This window comes from Wolbachia endosymbiont (group B) of Dolichovespula media, from assembly GCF_947179505.1.
In the GTDB taxonomy this organism is placed as follows: Bacteria; Pseudomonadota; Alphaproteobacteria; order Rickettsiales; family Anaplasmataceae; genus Wolbachia.
The window spans coordinates 1010667-1035897 of the sequence record NZ_CAMXBR010000003.1 but is presented as its reverse complement, the minus strand read 5'-3'; the positions used below and the strand labels follow the sequence as shown (position 1 = coordinate 1035897).

Annotated in this window: 18 protein-coding genes and 11 pseudogenes; 6 read left to right on the top strand and 23 right to left on the bottom strand. The window is 34.2% G+C overall.

All coding sequences use genetic code 11. The features are described 5' to 3' along the window. Positions 1-138 precede the first annotated feature (138 nt). The gene (locus tag OM967_RS07660; protein ID WP_262986668.1) at positions 139-1482 is read right to left on the bottom strand and encodes an IS110 family RNA-guided transposase; all 1344 of its coding nucleotides are present in this window, start codon (positions 1480-1482) and stop codon (positions 139-141) included. A 632-nt stretch (positions 1483-2114) separates the two neighbouring features. Between OM967_RS07660 and OM967_RS07655 the strand changes: the two are divergent. Further along, positions 2115-2346, top strand: a pseudogene (locus tag OM967_RS07655) (transposase); the annotation flags it as partial. A gap of 165 nt (positions 2347-2511) precedes the next feature. On the opposite strand, the pseudogene OM967_RS07650 reads toward OM967_RS07655, so the two are convergent. From OM967_RS07650 to OM967_RS07620, 7 genes and pseudogenes are all read right to left on the bottom strand, one after another. Continuing rightward, positions 2512-2709: pseudogene (locus tag OM967_RS07650) on the bottom strand (ComF family protein); the annotation flags it as partial. Further along, positions 2696-4039, bottom strand: a complete 1344-nt coding sequence (locus tag OM967_RS07645; protein ID WP_262986668.1) for an IS110 family RNA-guided transposase — start codon at positions 4037-4039, stop codon at positions 2696-2698. The pseudogene OM967_RS07650 and the gene OM967_RS07645, both read right to left, overlap by 14 nt. Positions 4040-4263: 224 nt before the next feature. After that, on the bottom strand, positions 4264-4908 hold the full coding sequence (locus OM967_RS07640; RefSeq protein ID WP_264337861.1) for a phage portal protein: 645 nt from the start codon (positions 4906-4908) through the stop codon (positions 4264-4266). Between the two features lie 128 nt (positions 4909-5036). Further along, on the bottom strand, positions 5037-5114 hold the full coding sequence (locus tag OM967_RS07635) for a hypothetical protein (protein WP_264337894.1): 78 nt from the start codon (positions 5112-5114) through the stop codon (positions 5037-5039). A 212-nt stretch (positions 5115-5326) separates the two neighbouring features. Beyond that, entirely contained in the window at positions 5327-5614 is a 288-nt protein-coding gene (locus tag OM967_RS07630; RefSeq protein ID WP_007302904.1) for a hypothetical protein, read from the bottom strand. Positions 5615-5653: 39 nt separating this feature from the next. Next, positions 5654-5887: a gpW family head-tail joining protein gene (locus OM967_RS07625; protein ID WP_141457106.1), complete on the bottom strand. Its 234-nt coding sequence runs from the start codon at positions 5885-5887 to the stop codon at positions 5654-5656. A 13-nt stretch (positions 5888-5900) separates the two neighbouring features. Then, a complete protein-coding gene (locus tag OM967_RS07620; RefSeq protein WP_262986668.1) occupies positions 5901-7244 on the bottom strand; it encodes an IS110 family RNA-guided transposase in 1344 nt (447 codons plus the stop codon). 632 nt (positions 7245-7876) lie between these two features. Between OM967_RS07620 and OM967_RS07615 the strand changes: the two are divergent. Beyond that, a pseudogene (locus OM967_RS07615) lies at positions 7877-8108 on the top strand (transposase); the annotation flags it as partial. 165 nt (positions 8109-8273) lie between these two features. On the opposite strand, the pseudogene OM967_RS07610 reads toward OM967_RS07615, so the two are convergent. Together OM967_RS07610 and OM967_RS07605 are read right to left on the bottom strand one after the other, a co-directional pair. Further along, positions 8274-8426: pseudogene (locus OM967_RS07610) on the bottom strand (ComF family protein); the annotation flags it as partial. A 67-nt stretch (positions 8427-8493) separates the two neighbouring features. Next, a complete protein-coding gene (locus tag OM967_RS07605) occupies positions 8494-9837 on the bottom strand; it encodes an IS110 family RNA-guided transposase (protein ID WP_262986668.1) in 1344 nt (447 codons plus the stop codon). 632 nt (positions 9838-10469) lie between these two features. Between OM967_RS07605 and OM967_RS07600 the strand changes: the two are divergent. Further along, a pseudogene (locus OM967_RS07600) lies at positions 10470-10701 on the top strand (transposase); the annotation flags it as partial. Between the two features lie 165 nt (positions 10702-10866). On the opposite strand, the pseudogene OM967_RS07595 reads toward OM967_RS07600, so the two are convergent. Beyond that, positions 10867-11019 (bottom strand): annotated as a pseudogene (locus OM967_RS07595) (ComF family protein); the annotation flags it as partial. Then, a complete protein-coding gene (locus OM967_RS07590; protein ID WP_262986668.1) occupies positions 11009-12352 on the bottom strand; it encodes an IS110 family RNA-guided transposase in 1344 nt (447 codons plus the stop codon). The gene OM967_RS07590 and the pseudogene OM967_RS07595, both read right to left, overlap by 11 nt. 632 nt (positions 12353-12984) lie before the next feature. On the opposite strand from OM967_RS07590, the pseudogene OM967_RS07585 reads away from it, so the two are divergent. Further along, a pseudogene (locus OM967_RS07585) lies at positions 12985-13216 on the top strand (transposase); the annotation flags it as partial. Positions 13217-13381: 165 nt separating this feature from the next. On the opposite strand, the pseudogene OM967_RS07580 reads toward OM967_RS07585, so the two are convergent. From OM967_RS07580 to OM967_RS07550, 7 genes and pseudogenes are all read right to left on the bottom strand, one after another. After that, positions 13382-13579: pseudogene (locus OM967_RS07580) on the bottom strand (ComF family protein); the annotation flags it as partial. Next, positions 13566-14909: an IS110 family RNA-guided transposase gene (locus tag OM967_RS07575; protein WP_262986668.1), complete on the bottom strand. Its 1344-nt coding sequence runs from the start codon at positions 14907-14909 to the stop codon at positions 13566-13568. The pseudogene OM967_RS07580 and the gene OM967_RS07575, both read right to left, overlap by 14 nt. A gap of 224 nt (positions 14910-15133) precedes the next feature. Then, on the bottom strand, positions 15134-15778 hold the full coding sequence (locus OM967_RS07570; RefSeq protein ID WP_264337861.1) for a phage portal protein: 645 nt from the start codon (positions 15776-15778) through the stop codon (positions 15134-15136). 128 nt (positions 15779-15906) lie between these two features. Next, positions 15907-15984 (bottom strand): hypothetical protein, encoded by a 78-nt coding sequence (locus tag OM967_RS07565; protein WP_264337894.1) that lies wholly within the window; start codon positions 15982-15984, stop codon positions 15907-15909. 212 nt (positions 15985-16196) lie between these two features. After that, positions 16197-16484: a hypothetical protein gene (locus OM967_RS07560; RefSeq protein WP_007302904.1), complete on the bottom strand. Its 288-nt coding sequence runs from the start codon at positions 16482-16484 to the stop codon at positions 16197-16199. Positions 16485-16523: 39 nt separating this feature from the next. Then, positions 16524-16757: a gpW family head-tail joining protein gene (locus OM967_RS07555; RefSeq protein ID WP_141457106.1), complete on the bottom strand. Its 234-nt coding sequence runs from the start codon at positions 16755-16757 to the stop codon at positions 16524-16526. A 13-nt stretch (positions 16758-16770) separates the two neighbouring features. Continuing rightward, on the bottom strand, positions 16771-18114 hold the full coding sequence (locus tag OM967_RS07550; protein ID WP_262986668.1) for an IS110 family RNA-guided transposase: 1344 nt from the start codon (positions 18112-18114) through the stop codon (positions 16771-16773). Positions 18115-18746: 632 nt separating this feature from the next. Between OM967_RS07550 and OM967_RS07545 the strand changes: the two are divergent. Continuing rightward, positions 18747-18978, top strand: a pseudogene (locus OM967_RS07545) (transposase); the annotation flags it as partial. Between the two features lie 165 nt (positions 18979-19143). On the opposite strand, the pseudogene OM967_RS07540 reads toward OM967_RS07545, so the two are convergent. Further along, positions 19144-19296: pseudogene (locus OM967_RS07540) on the bottom strand (ComF family protein); the annotation flags it as partial. Next, positions 19286-20629: an IS110 family RNA-guided transposase gene (locus OM967_RS07535; RefSeq protein WP_262986668.1), complete on the bottom strand. Its 1344-nt coding sequence runs from the start codon at positions 20627-20629 to the stop codon at positions 19286-19288. The gene OM967_RS07535 and the pseudogene OM967_RS07540, both read right to left, overlap by 11 nt. A gap of 632 nt (positions 20630-21261) precedes the next feature. Here OM967_RS07535 and OM967_RS07530 point away from each other — a divergent pair. Next, positions 21262-21493: pseudogene (locus tag OM967_RS07530) on the top strand (transposase); the annotation flags it as partial. Between the two features lie 165 nt (positions 21494-21658). Here OM967_RS07530 and OM967_RS07525 read toward each other — a convergent pair. Next, positions 21659-22363 (bottom strand): ComF family protein, encoded by a 705-nt coding sequence (locus OM967_RS07525; protein WP_264337860.1) that lies wholly within the window; start codon positions 22361-22363, stop codon positions 21659-21661. 51 nt (positions 22364-22414) lie between these two features. Continuing rightward, positions 22415-25228 carry an excinuclease ABC subunit UvrA gene (gene uvrA, locus OM967_RS07520; protein WP_264337859.1) on the bottom strand — a complete coding sequence of 938 codons (2814 nt, stop codon included), beginning with the start codon at positions 25226-25228 and terminating at the stop codon, positions 22415-22417. Positions 25229-25231: the final 3 nt, after the last annotated feature.

Genomic DNA, 25231 nt, shown 5'->3' with positions numbered 1-25231 from the left:
GCAAAATGGATGGCCAACCTTAGTGAAAATTATTTTGCATCATTGAATAATAACAGCATTAAACCAGCCAGCTCTATAAGAAAACTAATAGAGGCTTTTTTACTTGTTCCAATTATTATATCCACTGCTATTACACTTCTAAGAAACTTCCCCTATCAGCTCATCTTTTTTTATCAGGATATAACCAAATTCATTGGCTTTTTTACCCAGATTCTTTACTACTCTTTCCTTATATAACTTTTCATAATAATCCATTCCTTTTTCTACATATTCTTGTCCACATTTCAGCATTTGATAAAAAATACATGCTAATTTTCTTGCTGTAGCAGTTATTGCTTTTGGTGCTCCCAATCGATTTTTCAATCTTCTACAGTACGCACCTAATGCACTTTTACTGTGCAACATAGAATAACCAGCAAGTCGAAAAGCATTTGCAGCACGGTTAATTACTTTACGAGTTCCACTTCTAATCACTCTTTCTCCTGTAATCCTATTAAATGGACATAATCCCAACCAAGAAGTAAAATGTTTTTCTGATGGCCATTTATTAGCATTAAGACCAACTTCTGAGAGGATGGTCTGTATATTTGATGTATTAAGCCCTGGAACTTTGGTGAAATCCATGCCAGTTATTCGATACAATTCTTCGTGTGCAGCAAAGTTTGGTTTGTTTCCTGCAGACCTCTTTACTTTACTGCATTGCTTATTTTCATTTGATCTTGTTTCAAGTGTTTTATAATAGTTTTCCATACTTTTATCACATTCTTTTATTTGCTCTTGAAAAAAAGTATATGCTTCGTATTCTTGCTTTAATGTAAACAAATGCTCTTCTCTATAGTCACCTGTTAGTGCTTTTGCTATGGTTGATCTGTCATTTTTTATTCGTCTATCACTCAATTCAGCCAATCTATTAGAGTTTCTTTCACCCGCAATTATTGCTTTAATGATTCGCATACCAGTTACACCTGTAATATCACTAATAACCTTGTGTAATTGAATGTTCATTTGAATTAATGCTTTTTGCATACGTTGAGTGTGTACAGCTGCACTTTTTATCAGGTTGTCATGTTGTCTATTATAACCACGTAGTACACAAATTTGGTTATCAGGCCTAAATGATCCTTGAAGTAACCCATAGCTATGTAATTGCTGTAACCACTGGCAATCTTGAACGTCTGATTTTCTTCCAGGTACATTTTTTACATGTCGTGCATTTACCAGTTTAACTTCGAATCCATATGATTCAAGTATTTGAAACAAAGGAATCCAATATACTCCTGTTGATTCCATGGCTATCGTTCTAACTTCACACTTTTTCAACCACTTTGCTAGGTTATGAAGATCTACTGTAAAGCACCCAAATTTTTGAACGCGTTGTTTATCTCTCCCTTCTGGTACGCATGCATAATGTACAGATGAACCAATATCAATCCCTGCTGCATTAGGATTCACTACTTCTAATTTACTTTTTGCTTTTGCCATATAAAATCCCTTATATATACCTTATAATGAAGAAGTGCTTTAGCTTGGGGCGGTTATATTACACAATCTTCTAAACGAGGTAGCTAAGAAGCTCCATCAATGGTTTGACCGTCCCTTCCAAAATCATACTGATCCACGGGCATTTATTGCACCATTGCGAACTCGATTATAACTGCAGAAGCACTTCTTCATAAAATTATATCCAAAAATTACTGCAATGTGCATTAGGACGTTTCTTTCTGGTTTAACAGATTTTGTCTGTTCCGGTGCTGATCCATTTAATTGAAAGAAATATGTGATGTAACTATAGTCATTATAAACAACAATAGAAAAAACACGGAAGTAAAAAATTTATATTGATCTTATCATGTTTATTATTAGCATAATTATAAACATGGGAAAGCAAATACAAGTCAACTTATCTAAAAAAAATAGTGAGAGGGTCTTATCTGGCGCAAAATGGATGGCCAACCTTAGTGAAAATTATTTTGCATCATTGAATAATAACAGCATTAAACCAGCCAGCTCTATAAGAAAACTAATAGAGGCTTTTTTACTTGTTCCAATTATTATATCCACTGCTATTACACTAGCATGTACCTATTTTTTTCTGAATGCAGTGAGTATTCAAAAATATGATTGCAGCTTTGAATAAGGGAAAAATTATGGCGCCTATGATTTTTGAAGGCTATTGCGATACAGACGTTTTTAATAGCTAGTTCAAGCTTTATTGCTGGGTGATTTTGGATAATGCAACTTTTTATAGAAAATAAGTGAATTTGTTAAAAGTATCGGTGCTGAAGTTATATATCTGCCTCCATATTCTCCTGATTTTAATCAAACCATTGGTTTGCTATAAAAAATTGAGCCAGAAAGAATATCCAGCTATTCGAACTATTAGAAAAAGGGCTATAATTATAGGCTCAGTATACACTATAACTAGAATTTTTTTAAGAGAAATGATACAGAAGTTAGTACTAAGAAACTAAACAGTTTTCAAAAATGAAAATTATACCTTAAAGCTGATTTTCATACAGTTCTTGCAAGCGATAGCACTCTCACTTCTCTTGCACCAGAGTTTAAAATTTCCTGAGAGCAAGACCTTGCAGTTGCACCAGTTGTTACTACATCATCAACCAATATCACAATTTTGTTTTTGATAATTTCGCTGTTGCTTATTTTAAAAGCCTTTCTCAAATTTTTTTCACGCCTTCTAAGAAACTTCCCCTATCAGCTCATCTTTTTTTATCAGGATATAACCAAATTCATTGGCTTTTTTACCCAGATTCTTTACTACTCTTTCCTTATATAACTTTTCATAATAATCCATTCCTTTTTCTACATATTCTTGTCCACATTTCAGCATTTGATAAAAAATACATGCTAATTTTCTTGCTGTAGCAGTTATTGCTTTTGGTGCTCCCAATCGATTTTTCAATCTTCTACAGTACGCACCTAATGCACTTTTACTGTGCAACATAGAATAACCAGCAAGTCGAAAAGCATTTGCAGCACGGTTAATTACTTTACGAGTTCCACTTCTAATCACTCTTTCTCCTGTAATCCTATTAAATGGACATAATCCCAACCAAGAAGTAAAATGTTTTTCTGATGGCCATTTATTAGCATTAAGACCAACTTCTGAGAGGATGGTCTGTATATTTGATGTATTAAGCCCTGGAACTTTGGTGAAATCCATGCCAGTTATTCGATACAATTCTTCGTGTGCAGCAAAGTTTGGTTTGTTTCCTGCAGACCTCTTTACTTTACTGCATTGCTTATTTTCATTTGATCTTGTTTCAAGTGTTTTATAATAGTTTTCCATACTTTTATCACATTCTTTTATTTGCTCTTGAAAAAAAGTATATGCTTCGTATTCTTGCTTTAATGTAAACAAATGCTCTTCTCTATAGTCACCTGTTAGTGCTTTTGCTATGGTTGATCTGTCATTTTTTATTCGTCTATCACTCAATTCAGCCAATCTATTAGAGTTTCTTTCACCCGCAATTATTGCTTTAATGATTCGCATACCAGTTACACCTGTAATATCACTAATAACCTTGTGTAATTGAATGTTCATTTGAATTAATGCTTTTTGCATACGTTGAGTGTGTACAGCTGCACTTTTTATCAGGTTGTCATGTTGTCTATTATAACCACGTAGTACACAAATTTGGTTATCAGGCCTAAATGATCCTTGAAGTAACCCATAGCTATGTAATTGCTGTAACCACTGGCAATCTTGAACGTCTGATTTTCTTCCAGGTACATTTTTTACATGTCGTGCATTTACCAGTTTAACTTCGAATCCATATGATTCAAGTATTTGAAACAAAGGAATCCAATATACTCCTGTTGATTCCATGGCTATCGTTCTAACTTCACACTTTTTCAACCACTTTGCTAGGTTATGAAGATCTACTGTAAAGCACCCAAATTTTTGAACGCGTTGTTTATCTCTCCCTTCTGGTACGCATGCATAATGTACAGATGAACCAATATCAATCCCTGCTGCATTAGGATTCACTACTTCTAATTTACTTTTTGCTTTTGCCATATAAAATCCCTTATATATACCTTATAATGAAGAAGTGCTTTAGCTTGGGGCGGTTATATTACACAATCTTCTAAACGAGGTAGCTAAGAAGCTCCATCAATGGTTTGACCGTCCCTTCCAAAATCATACTGATCCACGGGCATTTATTGCACCATTGCGAACTCGATTATAACTGCAGAAGCACTTCTTCATAAAATTATATCCAAAAATTACTGCAATGTGCATTAGGACGTTTCTTTCTGGTTTAACAGATTTTGTCTGTTCCGGTGCTGATTCACCAACAAACCTTCACCTGGGTGCTCTCTAAATAAGTAATATGCTTCTCTTTGACCAAGTCGGTTAAATTCAATGCCATTACGGATTATGTTACCATTTGCTAAAGTTTGATTTGTTTTATTATCTAAATGCTCTGATTCCAATACTTGCAGTTGCAATGGTACAGAAAATCCATCTTCAGGCTTGCGATTTCTAAGTCTGACAAAACACTCTCCACCTTCTATCATACTTCTGCATACTAAAGCCTGTAATCCATAAAAATCACTTATTCCACAGCTATCTGCTTCGTCTGTCCAACGTAGCCATAATTCTTGTACTTTCTTTCGAAATTCTCCATCTTTTGATTGTGGTTTTATTCCTGTTCCAATAGAGTTACTTACTATCGTATCAATTATATTTGCAGCGTAAGGATTTTTTCTCACCATATCACGTGATCTACTACGTAAAGTTTCAAGGCTTTGAGACAGCAAATTGTTTATACTTCCTAACTCTGGTTGAAAGTGAAAAAATCTTCTTCCTGAGCCTGCTGCATCCCACGCTGAGCTTTTGATTTTTGGCTTACTAAATAGTTGTTTGAACGATTTTAATAGCATTTTGCCTCTTTGATTATGCAGCAGTTTGTTGCGCAATTTGACATTAAAAAATTACAGCAAGCTGCTGGAGAGTCTGGCTGTTAACACTTTATAAATTATGCATGAGGCTCTTGCACAAATACCAACGCTTATTCTGGGCTGCGTTCATAAATGTCCTTCCGATGTCCCATTGCAGTAATAGTTACTGTGTGTTTTGAGTAATTTATCCTATAAATTACACGATAATCACTTACTCGTATCCTAAAATACCCTTTAATTCATGCGATAATGCTTTACCTATTGCTTTAGGGTTGGTTGCAAGACGACTATCTACAGCTCTTCTCACTCTAGATCTTATCGTTTGTGGTAATGCAAGAAAGTCCTCCTCAAGAACTCTTTTTGAATAGATAATATCGTATCCCAGCTTGTATCTCCACCTTTAGACTGTTTTTGCAGATAATATTCTATTCCAATCTACATCCTCACTTCTAATTTCTTCATCACCTCTAGCATCACGCTCAAGAGAAAGCTTAGCCAACTTTATATCTACTTCATCTATTTCATCATCTTCTTCAGATAATTTGCTTGCTTCAATTTCTTCTTCCACTAGGTCCTTTACAACTTCTCCTATAGTTCTATTTTGAACTTTTGCCATTTCTATAAGGTAGTGAGCAAATTCCCCCTCAAAATTTACATTAACATTAAGCCTTTCTTGACTTTGATCCATATTTTAACTAGAAAATACCAATCTTAAACTATAACATTTTTACACAATTTTGTCAATCCCCTTACTTGTCGCAATCACAATTCTTCTCTTCGGTCTCACACCTGCAACTTTCAGTTCAGCTTTAATACGTTGTCTTAAGTTTAGTAAATCATTTATCTGAACTTCAGCATATCTCACAACATGGTCACCATATGCAATTGATACTACTCGTTCTCCGCTTTGCAGCTTCTTTATCGCTTCTTCGACTTGAATTAAATATTCTGCGTTATACATTTACTACTTGCTTCTAAGAAACTTCCCCTATCAGCTCATCTTTTTTTATCAGGATATAACCAAATTCATTGGCTTTTTTACCCAGATTCTTTACTACTCTTTCCTTATATAACTTTTCATAATAATCCATTCCTTTTTCTACATATTCTTGTCCACATTTCAGCATTTGATAAAAAATACATGCTAATTTTCTTGCTGTAGCAGTTATTGCTTTTGGTGCTCCCAATCGATTTTTCAATCTTCTACAGTACGCACCTAATGCACTTTTACTGTGCAACATAGAATAACCAGCAAGTCGAAAAGCATTTGCAGCACGGTTAATTACTTTACGAGTTCCACTTCTAATCACTCTTTCTCCTGTAATCCTATTAAATGGACATAATCCCAACCAAGAAGTAAAATGTTTTTCTGATGGCCATTTATTAGCATTAAGACCAACTTCTGAGAGGATGGTCTGTATATTTGATGTATTAAGCCCTGGAACTTTGGTGAAATCCATGCCAGTTATTCGATACAATTCTTCGTGTGCAGCAAAGTTTGGTTTGTTTCCTGCAGACCTCTTTACTTTACTGCATTGCTTATTTTCATTTGATCTTGTTTCAAGTGTTTTATAATAGTTTTCCATACTTTTATCACATTCTTTTATTTGCTCTTGAAAAAAAGTATATGCTTCGTATTCTTGCTTTAATGTAAACAAATGCTCTTCTCTATAGTCACCTGTTAGTGCTTTTGCTATGGTTGATCTGTCATTTTTTATTCGTCTATCACTCAATTCAGCCAATCTATTAGAGTTTCTTTCACCCGCAATTATTGCTTTAATGATTCGCATACCAGTTACACCTGTAATATCACTAATAACCTTGTGTAATTGAATGTTCATTTGAATTAATGCTTTTTGCATACGTTGAGTGTGTACAGCTGCACTTTTTATCAGGTTGTCATGTTGTCTATTATAACCACGTAGTACACAAATTTGGTTATCAGGCCTAAATGATCCTTGAAGTAACCCATAGCTATGTAATTGCTGTAACCACTGGCAATCTTGAACGTCTGATTTTCTTCCAGGTACATTTTTTACATGTCGTGCATTTACCAGTTTAACTTCGAATCCATATGATTCAAGTATTTGAAACAAAGGAATCCAATATACTCCTGTTGATTCCATGGCTATCGTTCTAACTTCACACTTTTTCAACCACTTTGCTAGGTTATGAAGATCTACTGTAAAGCACCCAAATTTTTGAACGCGTTGTTTATCTCTCCCTTCTGGTACGCATGCATAATGTACAGATGAACCAATATCAATCCCTGCTGCATTAGGATTCACTACTTCTAATTTACTTTTTGCTTTTGCCATATAAAATCCCTTATATATACCTTATAATGAAGAAGTGCTTTAGCTTGGGGCGGTTATATTACACAATCTTCTAAACGAGGTAGCTAAAAAGCTCCATCAATGGTTTGACCGTCCCTTCCAAAATCATACTGATCCACGGGCATTTATTGCACCATTGCGAACTCGATTATAACTGCAGAAGCACTTCTTCATAAAATTATATCCAAAAATTACTGCAATGTGCATTAGGACGTTTCTTTCTGGTTTAACAGATTTTGTCTGTTCCGGTGCTGATCCATTTAATTGAAAGAAATATGTGATGTAACTATAGTCATTATAAACAACAATAGAAAAAACACGGAAGTAAAAAATTTATATTGATCTTATCATGTTTATTATTAGCATAATTATAAACATGGGAAAGCAAATACAAGTCAACTTATCTAAAAAAAATAGTGAGAGGGTCTTATCTGGCGCAAAATGGATGGCCAACCTTAGTGAAAATTATTTTGCATCATTGAATAATAACAGCATTAAACCAGCCAGCTCTATAAGAAAACTAATAGAGGCTTTTTTACTTGTTCCAATTATTATATCCACTGCTATTACACTAGCATGTACCTATTTTTTTCTGAATGCAGTGAGTATTCAAAAATATGATTGCAGCTTTGAATAAGGGAAAAATTATGGCGCCTATGATTTTTGAAGGCTATTGCGATACAGACGTTTTTAATAGCTAGTTCAAGCTTTATTGCTGGGTGATTTTGGATAATGCAACTTTTTATAGAAAATAAGTGAATTTGTTAAAAGTATCGGTGCTGAAGTTATATATCTGCCTCCATATTCTCCTGATTTTAATCAAACCATTGGTTTGCTATAAAAAATTGAGCCAGAAAGAATATCCAGCTATTCGAACTATTAGAAAAAGGGCTATAATTATAGGCTCAGTATACACTATAACTAGAATTTTTTTAAGAGAAATGATACAGAAGTTAGTACTAAGAAACTAAACAGTTTTCAAAAATGAAAATTATACCTTAAAGCTGATTTTCATACAGTTCTTGCAAGCGATAGCACTCTCACTTCTCTTGCACCAGAGTTTAAAATTTCCTGAGAGCAAGACCTTGCAGTTGCACCAGTTGTTACTACATCATCAACCAATATCACAATTTTGTTTTTGATAATTTCGCTTCTAAGAAACTTCCCCTATCAGCTCATCTTTTTTTATCAGGATATAACCAAATTCATTGGCTTTTTTACCCAGATTCTTCTAAGAAACTTCCCCTATCAGCTCATCTTTTTTTATCAGGATATAACCAAATTCATTGGCTTTTTTACCCAGATTCTTTACTACTCTTTCCTTATATAACTTTTCATAATAATCCATTCCTTTTTCTACATATTCTTGTCCACATTTCAGCATTTGATAAAAAATACATGCTAATTTTCTTGCTGTAGCAGTTATTGCTTTTGGTGCTCCCAATCGATTTTTCAATCTTCTACAGTACGCACCTAATGCACTTTTACTGTGCAACATAGAATAACCAGCAAGTCGAAAAGCATTTGCAGCACGGTTAATTACTTTACGAGTTCCACTTCTAATCACTCTTTCTCCTGTAATCCTATTAAATGGACATAATCCCAACCAAGAAGTAAAATGTTTTTCTGATGGCCATTTATTAGCATTAAGACCAACTTCTGAGAGGATGGTCTGTATATTTGATGTATTAAGCCCTGGAACTTTGGTGAAATCCATGCCAGTTATTCGATACAATTCTTCGTGTGCAGCAAAGTTTGGTTTGTTTCCTGCAGACCTCTTTACTTTACTGCATTGCTTATTTTCATTTGATCTTGTTTCAAGTGTTTTATAATAGTTTTCCATACTTTTATCACATTCTTTTATTTGCTCTTGAAAAAAAGTATATGCTTCGTATTCTTGCTTTAATGTAAACAAATGCTCTTCTCTATAGTCACCTGTTAGTGCTTTTGCTATGGTTGATCTGTCATTTTTTATTCGTCTATCACTCAATTCAGCCAATCTATTAGAGTTTCTTTCACCCGCAATTATTGCTTTAATGATTCGCATACCAGTTACACCTGTAATATCACTAATAACCTTGTGTAATTGAATGTTCATTTGAATTAATGCTTTTTGCATACGTTGAGTGTGTACAGCTGCACTTTTTATCAGGTTGTCATGTTGTCTATTATAACCACGTAGTACACAAATTTGGTTATCAGGCCTAAATGATCCTTGAAGTAACCCATAGCTATGTAATTGCTGTAACCACTGGCAATCTTGAACGTCTGATTTTCTTCCAGGTACATTTTTTACATGTCGTGCATTTACCAGTTTAACTTCGAATCCATATGATTCAAGTATTTGAAACAAAGGAATCCAATATACTCCTGTTGATTCCATGGCTATCGTTCTAACTTCACACTTTTTCAACCACTTTGCTAGGTTATGAAGATCTACTGTAAAGCACCCAAATTTTTGAACGCGTTGTTTATCTCTCCCTTCTGGTACGCATGCATAATGTACAGATGAACCAATATCAATCCCTGCTGCATTAGGATTCACTACTTCTAATTTACTTTTTGCTTTTGCCATATAAAATCCCTTATATATACCTTATAATGAAGAAGTGCTTTAGCTTGGGGCGGTTATATTACACAATCTTCTAAACGAGGTAGCTAAAAAGCTCCATCAATGGTTTGACCGTCCCTTCCAAAATCATACTGATCCACGGGCATTTATTGCACCATTGCGAACTCGATTATAACTGCAGAAGCACTTCTTCATAAAATTATATCCAAAAATTACTGCAATGTGCATTAGGACGTTTCTTTCTGGTTTAACAGATTTTGTCTGTTCCGGTGCTGATCCATTTAATTGAAAGAAATATGTGATGTAACTATAGTCATTATAAACAACAATAGAAAAAACACGGAAGTAAAAAATTTATATTGATCTTATCATGTTTATTATTAGCATAATTATAAACATGGGAAAGCAAATACAAGTCAACTTATCTAAAAAAAATAGTGAGAGGGTCTTATCTGGCGCAAAATGGATGGCCAACCTTAGTGAAAATTATTTTGCATCATTGAATAATAACAGCATTAAACCAGCCAGCTCTATAAGAAAACTAATAGAGGCTTTTTTACTTGTTCCAATTATTATATCCACTGCTATTACACTAGCATGTACCTATTTTTTTCTGAATGCAGTGAGTATTCAAAAATATGATTGCAGCTTTGAATAAGGGAAAAATTATGGCGCCTATGATTTTTGAAGGCTATTGCGATACAGACGTTTTTAATAGCTAGTTCAAGCTTTATTGCTGGGTGATTTTGGATAATGCAACTTTTTATAGAAAATAAGTGAATTTGTTAAAAGTATCGGTGCTGAAGTTATATATCTGCCTCCATATTCTCCTGATTTTAATCAAACCATTGGTTTGCTATAAAAAATTGAGCCAGAAAGAATATCCAGCTATTCGAACTATTAGAAAAAGGGCTATAATTATAGGCTCAGTATACACTATAACTAGAATTTTTTTAAGAGAAATGATACAGAAGTTAGTACTAAGAAACTAAACAGTTTTCAAAAATGAAAATTATACCTTAAAGCTGATTTTCATACAGTTCTTGCAAGCGATAGCACTCTCACTTCTCTTGCACCAGAGTTTAAAATTTCCTGAGAGCAAGACCTTGCAGTTGCACCAGTTGTTACTACATCATCAACCAATATCACAATTTTGTTTTTGATAATTTCGCTTCTAAGAAACTTCCCCTATCAGCTCATCTTTTTTTATCAGGATATAACCAAATTCATTGGCTTTTTTACCCAGATTCTTTACTACTCTTTCCTTATATAACTTTTCATAATAATCCATTCCTTTTTCTACATATTCTTGTCCACATTTCAGCATTTGATAAAAAATACATGCTAATTTTCTTGCTGTAGCAGTTATTGCTTTTGGTGCTCCCAATCGATTTTTCAATCTTCTACAGTACGCACCTAATGCACTTTTACTGTGCAACATAGAATAACCAGCAAGTCGAAAAGCATTTGCAGCACGGTTAATTACTTTACGAGTTCCACTTCTAATCACTCTTTCTCCTGTAATCCTATTAAATGGACATAATCCCAACCAAGAAGTAAAATGTTTTTCTGATGGCCATTTATTAGCATTAAGACCAACTTCTGAGAGGATGGTCTGTATATTTGATGTATTAAGCCCTGGAACTTTGGTGAAATCCATGCCAGTTATTCGATACAATTCTTCGTGTGCAGCAAAGTTTGGTTTGTTTCCTGCAGACCTCTTTACTTTACTGCATTGCTTATTTTCATTTGATCTTGTTTCAAGTGTTTTATAATAGTTTTCCATACTTTTATCACATTCTTTTATTTGCTCTTGAAAAAAAGTATATGCTTCGTATTCTTGCTTTAATGTAAACAAATGCTCTTCTCTATAGTCACCTGTTAGTGCTTTTGCTATGGTTGATCTGTCATTTTTTATTCGTCTATCACTCAATTCAGCCAATCTATTAGAGTTTCTTTCACCCGCAATTATTGCTTTAATGATTCGCATACCAGTTACACCTGTAATATCACTAATAACCTTGTGTAATTGAATGTTCATTTGAATTAATGCTTTTTGCATACGTTGAGTGTGTACAGCTGCACTTTTTATCAGGTTGTCATGTTGTCTATTATAACCACGTAGTACACAAATTTGGTTATCAGGCCTAAATGATCCTTGAAGTAACCCATAGCTATGTAATTGCTGTAACCACTGGCAATCTTGAACGTCTGATTTTCTTCCAGGTACATTTTTTACATGTCGTGCATTTACCAGTTTAACTTCGAATCCATATGATTCAAGTATTTGAAACAAAGGAATCCAATATACTCCTGTTGATTCCATGGCTATCGTTCTAACTTCACACTTTTTCAACCACTTTGCTAGGTTATGAAGATCTACTGTAAAGCACCCAAATTTTTGAACGCGTTGTTTATCTCTCCCTTCTGGTACGCATGCATAATGTACAGATGAACCAATATCAATCCCTGCTGCATTAGGATTCACTACTTCTAATTTACTTTTTGCTTTTGCCATATAAAATCCCTTATATATACCTTATAATGAAGAAGTGCTTTAGCTTGGGGCGGTTATATTACACAATCTTCTAAACGAGGTAGCTAAAAAGCTCCATCAATGGTTTGACCGTCCCTTCCAAAATCATACTGATCCACGGGCATTTATTGCACCATTGCGAACTCGATTATAACTGCAGAAGCACTTCTTCATAAAATTATATCCAAAAATTACTGCAATGTGCATTAGGACGTTTCTTTCTGGTTTAACAGATTTTGTCTGTTCCGGTGCTGATCCATTTAATTGAAAGAAATATGTGATGTAACTATAGTCATTATAAACAACAATAGAAAAAACACGGAAGTAAAAAATTTATATTGATCTTATCATGTTTATTATTAGCATAATTATAAACATGGGAAAGCAAATACAAGTCAACTTATCTAAAAAAAATAGTGAGAGGGTCTTATCTGGCGCAAAATGGATGGCCAACCTTAGTGAAAATTATTTTGCATCATTGAATAATAACAGCATTAAACCAGCCAGCTCTATAAGAAAACTAATAGAGGCTTTTTTACTTGTTCCAATTATTATATCCACTGCTATTACACTAGCATGTACCTATTTTTTTCTGAATGCAGTGAGTATTCAAAAATATGATTGCAGCTTTGAATAAGGGAAAAATTATGGCGCCTATGATTTTTGAAGGCTATTGCGATACAGACGTTTTTAATAGCTAGTTCAAGCTTTATTGCTGGGTGATTTTGGATAATGCAACTTTTTATAGAAAATAAGTGAATTTGTTAAAAGTATCGGTGCTGAAGTTATATATCTGCCTCCATATTCTCCTGATTTTAATCAAACCATTGGTTTGCTATAAAAAATTGAGCCAGAAAGAATATCCAGCTATTCGAACTATTAGAAAAAGGGCTATAATTATAGGCTCAGTATACACTATAACTAGAATTTTTTTAAGAGAAATGATACAGAAGTTAGTACTAAGAAACTAAACAGTTTTCAAAAATGAAAATTATACCTTAAAGCTGATTTTCATACAGTTCTTGCAAGCGATAGCACTCTCACTTCTCTTGCACCAGAGTTTAAAATTTCCTGAGAGCAAGACCTTGCAGTTGCACCAGTTGTTACTACATCATCAACCAATATCACAATTTTGTTTTTGATAATTTCGCTGTTGCTTATTTTAAAAGCCTTTCTCAAATTTTTTTCACGCCTTCTAAGAAACTTCCCCTATCAGCTCATCTTTTTTTATCAGGATATAACCAAATTCATTGGCTTTTTTACCCAGATTCTTTACTACTCTTTCCTTATATAACTTTTCATAATAATCCATTCCTTTTTCTACATATTCTTGTCCACATTTCAGCATTTGATAAAAAATACATGCTAATTTTCTTGCTGTAGCAGTTATTGCTTTTGGTGCTCCCAATCGATTTTTCAATCTTCTACAGTACGCACCTAATGCACTTTTACTGTGCAACATAGAATAACCAGCAAGTCGAAAAGCATTTGCAGCACGGTTAATTACTTTACGAGTTCCACTTCTAATCACTCTTTCTCCTGTAATCCTATTAAATGGACATAATCCCAACCAAGAAGTAAAATGTTTTTCTGATGGCCATTTATTAGCATTAAGACCAACTTCTGAGAGGATGGTCTGTATATTTGATGTATTAAGCCCTGGAACTTTGGTGAAATCCATGCCAGTTATTCGATACAATTCTTCGTGTGCAGCAAAGTTTGGTTTGTTTCCTGCAGACCTCTTTACTTTACTGCATTGCTTATTTTCATTTGATCTTGTTTCAAGTGTTTTATAATAGTTTTCCATACTTTTATCACATTCTTTTATTTGCTCTTGAAAAAAAGTATATGCTTCGTATTCTTGCTTTAATGTAAACAAATGCTCTTCTCTATAGTCACCTGTTAGTGCTTTTGCTATGGTTGATCTGTCATTTTTTATTCGTCTATCACTCAATTCAGCCAATCTATTAGAGTTTCTTTCACCCGCAATTATTGCTTTAATGATTCGCATACCAGTTACACCTGTAATATCACTAATAACCTTGTGTAATTGAATGTTCATTTGAATTAATGCTTTTTGCATACGTTGAGTGTGTACAGCTGCACTTTTTATCAGGTTGTCATGTTGTCTATTATAACCACGTAGTACACAAATTTGGTTATCAGGCCTAAATGATCCTTGAAGTAACCCATAGCTATGTAATTGCTGTAACCACTGGCAATCTTGAACGTCTGATTTTCTTCCAGGTACATTTTTTACATGTCGTGCATTTACCAGTTTAACTTCGAATCCATATGATTCAAGTATTTGAAACAAAGGAATCCAATATACTCCTGTTGATTCCATGGCTATCGTTCTAACTTCACACTTTTTCAACCACTTTGCTAGGTTATGAAGATCTACTGTAAAGCACCCAAATTTTTGAACGCGTTGTTTATCTCTCCCTTCTGGTACGCATGCATAATGTACAGATGAACCAATATCAATCCCTGCTGCATTAGGATTCACTACTTCTAATTTACTTTTTGCTTTTGCCATATAAAATCCCTTATATATACCTTATAATGAAGAAGTGCTTTAGCTTGGGGCGGTTATATTACACAATCTTCTAAACGAGGTAGCTAAGAAGCTCCATCAATGGTTTGACCGTCCCTTCCAAAATCATACTGATCCACGGGCATTTATTGCACCATTGCGAACTCGATTATAACTGCAGAAGCACTTCTTCATAAAATTATATCCAAAAATTACTGCAATGTGCATTAGGACGTTTCTTTCTGGTTTAACAGATTTTGTCTGTTCCGGTGCTGATTCACCAACAAACCTTCACCTGGGTGCTCTCTAAATAAGTAATATGCTTCTCTTTGACCAAGTCGGTTAAATTCAATGCCATTACGGATTATGTTACCATTTGCTAAAGTTTGATTTGTTTTATTATCTAAATGCTCTGATTCCAATACTTGCAGTTGCAATGGTACAGAAAATCCATCTTCAGGCTTGCGATTTCTAAGTCTGACAAAACACTCTCCACCTTCTATCATACTTCTGCATACTAAAGCCTGTAATCCATAAAAATCACTTATTCCACAGCTATCTGCTTCGTCTGTCCAACGTAGCCATAATTCTTGTACTTTCTTTCGAAATTCTCCATCTTTTGATTGTGGTTTTATTCCTGTTCCAATAGAGTTACTTACTATCGTATCAATTATATTTGCAGCGTAAGGATTTTTTCTCACCATATCACGTGATCTACTACGTAAAGTTTCAAGGCTTTGAGACAGCAAATTGTTTATACTTCCTAACTCTGGTTGAAAGTGAAAAAATCTTCTTCCTGAGCCTGCTGCATCCCACGCTGAGCTTTTGATTTTTGGCTTACTAAATAGTTGTTTGAACGATTTTAATAGCATTTTGCCTCTTTGATTATGCAGCAGTTTGTTGCGCAATTTGACATTAAAAAATTACAGCAAGCTGCTGGAGAGTCTGGCTGTTAACACTTTATAAATTATGCATGAGGCTCTTGCACAAATACCAACGCTTATTCTGGGCTGCGTTCATAAATGTCCTTCCGATGTCCCATTGCAGTAATAGTTACTGTGTGTTTTGAGTAATTTATCCTATAAATTACACGATAATCACTTACTCGTATCCTAAAATACCCTTTAATTCATGCGATAATGCTTTACCTATTGCTTTAGGGTTGGTTGCAAGACGACTATCTACAGCTCTTCTCACTCTAGATCTTATCGTTTGTGGTAATGCAAGAAAGTCCTCCTCAAGAACTCTTTTTGAATAGATAATATCGTATCCCAGCTTGTATCTCCACCTTTAGACTGTTTTTGCAGATAATATTCTATTCCAATCTACATCCTCACTTCTAATTTCTTCATCACCTCTAGCATCACGCTCAAGAGAAAGCTTAGCCAACTTTATATCTACTTCATCTATTTCATCATCTTCTTCAGATAATTTGCTTGCTTCAATTTCTTCTTCCACTAGGTCCTTTACAACTTCTCCTATAGTTCTATTTTGAACTTTTGCCATTTCTATAAGGTAGTGAGCAAATTCCCCCTCAAAATTTACATTAACATTAAGCCTTTCTTGACTTTGATCCATATTTTAACTAGAAAATACCAATCTTAAACTATAACATTTTTACACAATTTTGTCAATCCCCTTACTTGTCGCAATCACAATTCTTCTCTTCGGTCTCACACCTGCAACTTTCAGTTCAGCTTTAATACGTTGTCTTAAGTTTAGTAAATCATTTATCTGAACTTCAGCATATCTCACAACATGGTCACCATATGCAATTGATACTACTCGTTCTCCGCTTTGCAGCTTCTTTATCGCTTCTTCGACTTGAATTAAATATTCTGCGTTATACATTTACTACTTGCTTCTAAGAAACTTCCCCTATCAGCTCATCTTTTTTTATCAGGATATAACCAAATTCATTGGCTTTTTTACCCAGATTCTTTACTACTCTTTCCTTATATAACTTTTCATAATAATCCATTCCTTTTTCTACATATTCTTGTCCACATTTCAGCATTTGATAAAAAATACATGCTAATTTTCTTGCTGTAGCAGTTATTGCTTTTGGTGCTCCCAATCGATTTTTCAATCTTCTACAGTACGCACCTAATGCACTTTTACTGTGCAACATAGAATAACCAGCAAGTCGAAAAGCATTTGCAGCACGGTTAATTACTTTACGAGTTCCACTTCTAATCACTCTTTCTCCTGTAATCCTATTAAATGGACATAATCCCAACCAAGAAGTAAAATGTTTTTCTGATGGCCATTTATTAGCATTAAGACCAACTTCTGAGAGGATGGTCTGTATATTTGATGTATTAAGCCCTGGAACTTTGGTGAAATCCATGCCAGTTATTCGATACAATTCTTCGTGTGCAGCAAAGTTTGGTTTGTTTCCTGCAGACCTCTTTACTTTACTGCATTGCTTATTTTCATTTGATCTTGTTTCAAGTGTTTTATAATAGTTTTCCATACTTTTATCACATTCTTTTATTTGCTCTTGAAAAAAAGTATATGCTTCGTATTCTTGCTTTAATGTAAACAAATGCTCTTCTCTATAGTCACCTGTTAGTGCTTTTGCTATGGTTGATCTGTCATTTTTTATTCGTCTATCACTCAATTCAGCCAATCTATTAGAGTTTCTTTCACCCGCAATTATTGCTTTAATGATTCGCATACCAGTTACACCTGTAATATCACTAATAACCTTGTGTAATTGAATGTTCATTTGAATTAATGCTTTTTGCATACGTTGAGTGTGTACAGCTGCACTTTTTATCAGGTTGTCATGTTGTCTATTATAACCACGTAGTACACAAATTTGGTTATCAGGCCTAAATGATCCTTGAAGTAACCCATAGCTATGTAATTGCTGTAACCACTGGCAATCTTGAACGTCTGATTTTCTTCCAGGTACATTTTTTACATGTCGTGCATTTACCAGTTTAACTTCGAATCCATATGATTCAAGTATTTGAAACAAAGGAATCCAATATACTCCTGTTGATTCCATGGCTATCGTTCTAACTTCACACTTTTTCAACCACTTTGCTAGGTTATGAAGATCTACTGTAAAGCACCCAAATTTTTGAACGCGTTGTTTATCTCTCCCTTCTGGTACGCATGCATAATGTACAGATGAACCAATATCAATCCCTGCTGCATTAGGATTCACTACTTCTAATTTACTTTTTGCTTTTGCCATATAAAATCCCTTATATATACCTTATAATGAAGAAGTGCTTTAGCTTGGGGCGGTTATATTACACAATCTTCTAAACGAGGTAGCTAAAAAGCTCCATCAATGGTTTGACCGTCCCTTCCAAAATCATACTGATCCACGGGCATTTATTGCACCATTGCGAACTCGATTATAACTGCAGAAGCACTTCTTCATAAAATTATATCCAAAAATTACTGCAATGTGCATTAGGACGTTTCTTTCTGGTTTAACAGATTTTGTCTGTTCCGGTGCTGATCCATTTAATTGAAAGAAATATGTGATGTAACTATAGTCATTATAAACAACAATAGAAAAAACACGGAAGTAAAAAATTTATATTGATCTTATCATGTTTATTATTAGCATAATTATAAACATGGGAAAGCAAATACAAGTCAACTTATCTAAAAAAAATAGTGAGAGGGTCTTATCTGGCGCAAAATGGATGGCCAACCTTAGTGAAAATTATTTTGCATCATTGAATAATAACAGCATTAAACCAGCCAGCTCTATAAGAAAACTAATAGAGGCTTTTTTACTTGTTCCAATTATTATATCCACTGCTATTACACTAGCATGTACCTATTTTTTTCTGAATGCAGTGAGTATTCAAAAATATGATTGCAGCTTTGAATAAGGGAAAAATTATGGCGCCTATGATTTTTGAAGGCTATTGCGATACAGACGTTTTTAATAGCTAGTTCAAGCTTTATTGCTGGGTGATTTTGGATAATGCAACTTTTTATAGAAAATAAGTGAATTTGTTAAAAGTATCGGTGCTGAAGTTATATATCTGCCTCCATATTCTCCTGATTTTAATCAAACCATTGGTTTGCTATAAAAAATTGAGCCAGAAAGAATATCCAGCTATTCGAACTATTAGAAAAAGGGCTATAATTATAGGCTCAGTATACACTATAACTAGAATTTTTTTAAGAGAAATGATACAGAAGTTAGTACTAAGAAACTAAACAGTTTTCAAAAATGAAAATTATACCTTAAAGCTGATTTTCATACAGTTCTTGCAAGCGATAGCACTCTCACTTCTCTTGCACCAGAGTTTAAAATTTCCTGAGAGCAAGACCTTGCAGTTGCACCAGTTGTTACTACATCATCAACCAATATCACAATTTTGTTTTTGATAATTTCGCTTCTAAGAAACTTCCCCTATCAGCTCATCTTTTTTTATCAGGATATAACCAAATTCATTGGCTTTTTTACCCAGATTCTTTACTACTCTTTCCTTATATAACTTTTCATAATAATCCATTCCTTTTTCTACATATTCTTGTCCACATTTCAGCATTTGATAAAAAATACATGCTAATTTTCTTGCTGTAGCAGTTATTGCTTTTGGTGCTCCCAATCGATTTTTCAATCTTCTACAGTACGCACCTAATGCACTTTTACTGTGCAACATAGAATAACCAGCAAGTCGAAAAGCATTTGCAGCACGGTTAATTACTTTACGAGTTCCACTTCTAATCACTCTTTCTCCTGTAATCCTATTAAATGGACATAATCCCAACCAAGAAGTAAAATGTTTTTCTGATGGCCATTTATTAGCATTAAGACCAACTTCTGAGAGGATGGTCTGTATATTTGATGTATTAAGCCCTGGAACTTTGGTGAAATCCATGCCAGTTATTCGATACAATTCTTCGTGTGCAGCAAAGTTTGGTTTGTTTCCTGCAGACCTCTTTACTTTACTGCATTGCTTATTTTCATTTGATCTTGTTTCAAGTGTTTTATAATAGTTTTCCATACTTTTATCACATTCTTTTATTTGCTCTTGAAAAAAAGTATATGCTTCGTATTCTTGCTTTAATGTAAACAAATGCTCTTCTCTATAGTCACCTGTTAGTGCTTTTGCTATGGTTGATCTGTCATTTTTTATTCGTCTATCACTCAATTCAGCCAATCTATTAGAGTTTCTTTCACCCGCAATTATTGCTTTAATGATTCGCATACCAGTTACACCTGTAATATCACTAATAACCTTGTGTAATTGAATGTTCATTTGAATTAATGCTTTTTGCATACGTTGAGTGTGTACAGCTGCACTTTTTATCAGGTTGTCATGTTGTCTATTATAACCACGTAGTACACAAATTTGGTTATCAGGCCTAAATGATCCTTGAAGTAACCCATAGCTATGTAATTGCTGTAACCACTGGCAATCTTGAACGTCTGATTTTCTTCCAGGTACATTTTTTACATGTCGTGCATTTACCAGTTTAACTTCGAATCCATATGATTCAAGTATTTGAAACAAAGGAATCCAATATACTCCTGTTGATTCCATGGCTATCGTTCTAACTTCACACTTTTTCAACCACTTTGCTAGGTTATGAAGATCTACTGTAAAGCACCCAAATTTTTGAACGCGTTGTTTATCTCTCCCTTCTGGTACGCATGCATAATGTACAGATGAACCAATATCAATCCCTGCTGCATTAGGATTCACTACTTCTAATTTACTTTTTGCTTTTGCCATATAAAATCCCTTATATATACCTTATAATGAAGAAGTGCTTTAGCTTGGGGCGGTTATATTACACAATCTTCTAAACGAGGTAGCTAAAAAGCTCCATCAATGGTTTGACCGTCCCTTCCAAAATCATACTGATCCACGGGCATTTATTGCACCATTGCGAACTCGATTATAACTGCAGAAGCACTTCTTCATAAAATTATATCCAAAAATTACTGCAATGTGCATTAGGACGTTTCTTTCTGGTTTAACAGATTTTGTCTGTTCCGGTGCTGATCCATTTAATTGAAAGAAATATGTGATGTAACTATAGTCATTATAAACAACAATAGAAAAAACACGGAAGTAAAAAATTTATATTGATCTTATCATGTTTATTATTAGCATAATTATAAACATGGGAAAGCAAATACAAGTCAACTTATCTAAAAAAAATAGTGAGAGGGTCTTATCTGGCGCAAAATGGATGGCCAACCTTAGTGAAAATTATTTTGCATCATTGAATAATAACAGCATTAAACCAGCCAGCTCTATAAGAAAACTAATAGAGGCTTTTTTACTTGTTCCAATTATTATATCCACTGCTATTACACTAGCATGTACCTATTTTTTTCTGAATGCAGTGAGTATTCAAAAATATGATTGCAGCTTTGAATAAGGGAAAAATTATGGCGCCTATGATTTTTGAAGGCTATTGCGATACAGACGTTTTTAATAGCTAGTTCAAGCTTTATTGCTGGGTGATTTTGGATAATGCAACTTTTTATAGAAAATAAGTGAATTTGTTAAAAGTATCGGTGCTGAAGTTATATATCTGCCTCCATATTCTCCTGATTTTAATCAAACCATTGGTTTGCTATAAAAAATTGAGCCAGAAAGAATATCCAGCTATTCGAACTATTAGAAAAAGGGCTATAATTATAGGCTCAGTATACACTATAACTAGAATTTTTTTAAGAGAAATGATACAGAAGTTAGTACTAAGAAACTAAACAGTTTTCAAAAATGAAAATTATACCTTAAAGCTGATTTTCATACAGTTCTTGCAAGCGATAGCACTCTCACTTCTCTTGCACCAGAGTTTAAAATTTCCTGAGAGCAAGACCTTGCAGTTGCACCAGTTGTTACTACATCATCAACCAATATCACAATTTTGTTTTTGATAATTTCGCTGTTGCTTATTTTAAAAGCCTTTCTCAAATTTTTTTCACGCCTTTTAAGTGAAAGACCAGCTTGAGGTACAGTGTGACGAATACGTTTTATTGCAAATGGTGTATAAGATAAGTAAGATAACTTACTTAATTCCTTCGCGAGCAATGCTGCTTGATTATATTTACGTTTAAATAAGCGTATTTTATGTAGCGGTATGGGAATTATGACCTCTGCATTTTGAAACATGTCTTTGTTAGCTTTGTACATCCACTTTGCGTAGACTTTCATGTAGTTTAAGTTATCAAAAAATTTAAAATTTATAATCATATTTTTGCTATGTTCATCGTAGGCAAAAACTGATCTTAATACTTTAAATGGTGAAGGGTTACTGATGCATCTACCACATGTATCAATGTTATCTGGAATTACTACACCACAAACATTATAGTAATGCTTAGTTAAAAAATTGATTTTTTTATTGCATTCACTACATAAATCATAACTTTTATCAATTATACGTTCACAACTTACGCATACGTTTGGAAATATGAGATCTGTAGCTTTTTTTAATAAGAGAAGATTCATGAATTAAATATGTTAGGTATACCTTTTAAAATGCTCCTCATAACCTAATTATTAAGAAATAGTCGATACTTGATCCAATAAATATGTTTTAAGATACTTGCCTGTAACGCTTTTTGGAGTCTGTGCAACTTTTTCTGGAGTTCCTACAGCAACCACTTCGCCACCTTTTACTCCACCCTCTGGACCAATATCTATTATGTAATCAGCAGTTTTTATAACATGTAAATTGTGCTCAATAACTATAACAGTATTTCCTAAATCAACTAGCCTATGGAGTATTTTCAGTAAATTATTTACATCTTCAAAATGTAACCCAGTTGTTGGCTCATCGAGAATATACAATGTTTTCCCGGTAAATCGCTTTGATAGTTCCTTAGACAGCTTTATTCGTTGTGCTTCACCCCCGGACAACGTTGTTGACGACTGTCCAAGCGTTATATAACCAAGCCCTACTTCCTGTAAAGAAATCAACTTTTCCTTTATCATTGGAAGATTTTCAAAAAAGTCACATGCTTGATCTATTGTCATATCAAGCACATCAGAAATTGATTTTCCCTTGTAAGTAACTTCCAATGTTTCTCGGTTATACCTCTGTCCTCTACATTGCTCACATTTCACATAAACGTCCGGTAGGAAATGCATCTCGATCTTTAAATGCCCATCACCTTTACAAGCTTCACATCTTCCTCCCTTGGTATTAAATGAAAATCGGCCTATATTGTAACCTCGTGCCTTCGACTCTGGGAGACCTGCAAACCAATTTCTGATGTGAGTAAACATACCAACATATGTTGCTGGATTTGATGCTGGGGTCCTACCAATTGGTGACTGATCAACTTCTATAATTTTATCTATATACTCAAGGCCTTCTATTTTATCGCATTTACCATGCTTTGCAGATGAATGATTTATCTTCTGTGCTGAGTATTTATATAGTGTTTCTATTACTAAACTTGATTTTCCTCCTCCTGATATTCCAGTAACACAAATAAGATTCCCTATAGGAAATTCAACATTTATATTTTTTAAGTTATTCTCACATGCGTTAACTACCTTTATGAACTGAGTTGTTTGCTTTCTTCTTTTTGAAATTGAAATTTCCTTCTTTCCACTTAAATACTGTCCTGTTATGCTCTCTGAATTTTTTTGTACCTGATGTGGTGTTCCTTCTGCAACGATTTTTCCTCCATTCACGCCAGCTCCAGGACCAATATCAATCACATAATCAGCAGCCATTATTGTGTCTTCATCATGTTCAACAACAATCACAGTATTACCCATGTCTCTCAGATTTTTAAGTGTGGCAATTAATCGATCATTATCACATTGATGAAGGCCAATTGAGGGTTCGTCAAGCACGTATAGCACTCCTGTTAAACCAGAACCAATTTGCGAAGCAAGCCTGATCCTCTGGCTTTCACCACCAGAGAGAGTGCTAGATTCACGGTCAAGTGTAAGGTAATTTAGCCCTACATTCTTTAAAAATGTCAGCCTTTTGATTATTTCGTTTAATATTTTATTTGAAATTTGCCTTTGTTGTTCTGTAAGTTTATCTGATAAATTTCCAAACCACTTAAGGGATTCATCGATGCTGAGCCTTGATATTTCACCTATATGTTTTTCATCAATTTTCACTGTAAGTGCTTCTTTTCTCAATCTATAGCCAGCACATTCTTTGCAGTCAGTAACAGAACAATACCTATCAACAAGTGATGCATCGTAATCCATCTGGCGTTCTAGGATACTGACCAAACCTTGAAATTTCATTTCTCTAGAGCCAAAAAGTATTAAATCCTTCACTTTTTGGTCTATATTCTTCCACGGAACATCAAGGCTAAATTTGCAATTTTCAGCCAGTGATAGAATTGCATTTTTTAGCAATCCATAGTTTGTATGCACTTGACGGAATATTGATCCAATTGGCTTTAAAGCACCTTCAGATATCGAGAGCGTTTCATCTGGCACTATTAGCTTTGCATCAACACTTAGTTTTTTACCGAGCCCATTGCATGAACTGCATGCACCGTAGGGGCTGTTAAAAGAAAACAATCTTGGCTCTATTTCTTCAAGAGTAAAGCCAGACTCAGGACATGCAAAATTCTCTGAGAAAGTTAAAGTTTGACCATTTTTATACTCGGAATTGTGGTTATCAGGTAAGTTCACTATTTCTGCATACATTAAGCCATGGCCCAGACTCAATGCTGATTCTACACTGCTTGGTAGTCGATTTCCTATATCATCTGATATGGAGATTCTATCTGCAATAACAAAAATATCATGTTTCTTGTTTTTATCGAGTTTAGGCAAGTCATCTATATTGTATGTTTCACCATCTATTTTTAGTCTCACGTAACCCTGCTTTTTAATTTCCAATATCTCTTTGAAGTGCTCTCCTTTTCTGCCACGCACAATAGGAGCAAGTATATATATTTTAGTTTCTAAAGGTAATGCTATAATAGTATCTACAATTTGAGATACAGCCTGTTTCGTTATTGGCAACCCAGTTACAGGCGAATAAGGTATTCCTACTCGTGCATATATCAAACGTACATAATCGTAAATTTCAGTAACGGTTCCAACAGTTGATCTTGGATTTTTTGAGATCGACTTTTGATTAATTGATATTGCAGGAGAGAGGCCTGTGATTGACTCAACATCTGGTTTATCTTGAATATTAAGAAATTGACGTGCATAAGCCGATAGACTTTCGACGTATCGGCGTTGGCCTTCTGCATAAATCGTATCGAATGCGAGGCTAGACTTACCAGAACCACTTAGTCCAGTTATAACAACTAACTTATTTTTTGGTATATTGACATCAATACCCTGCAAATTATGCTCTCTTGCACCTTTAACTCTGATCATACT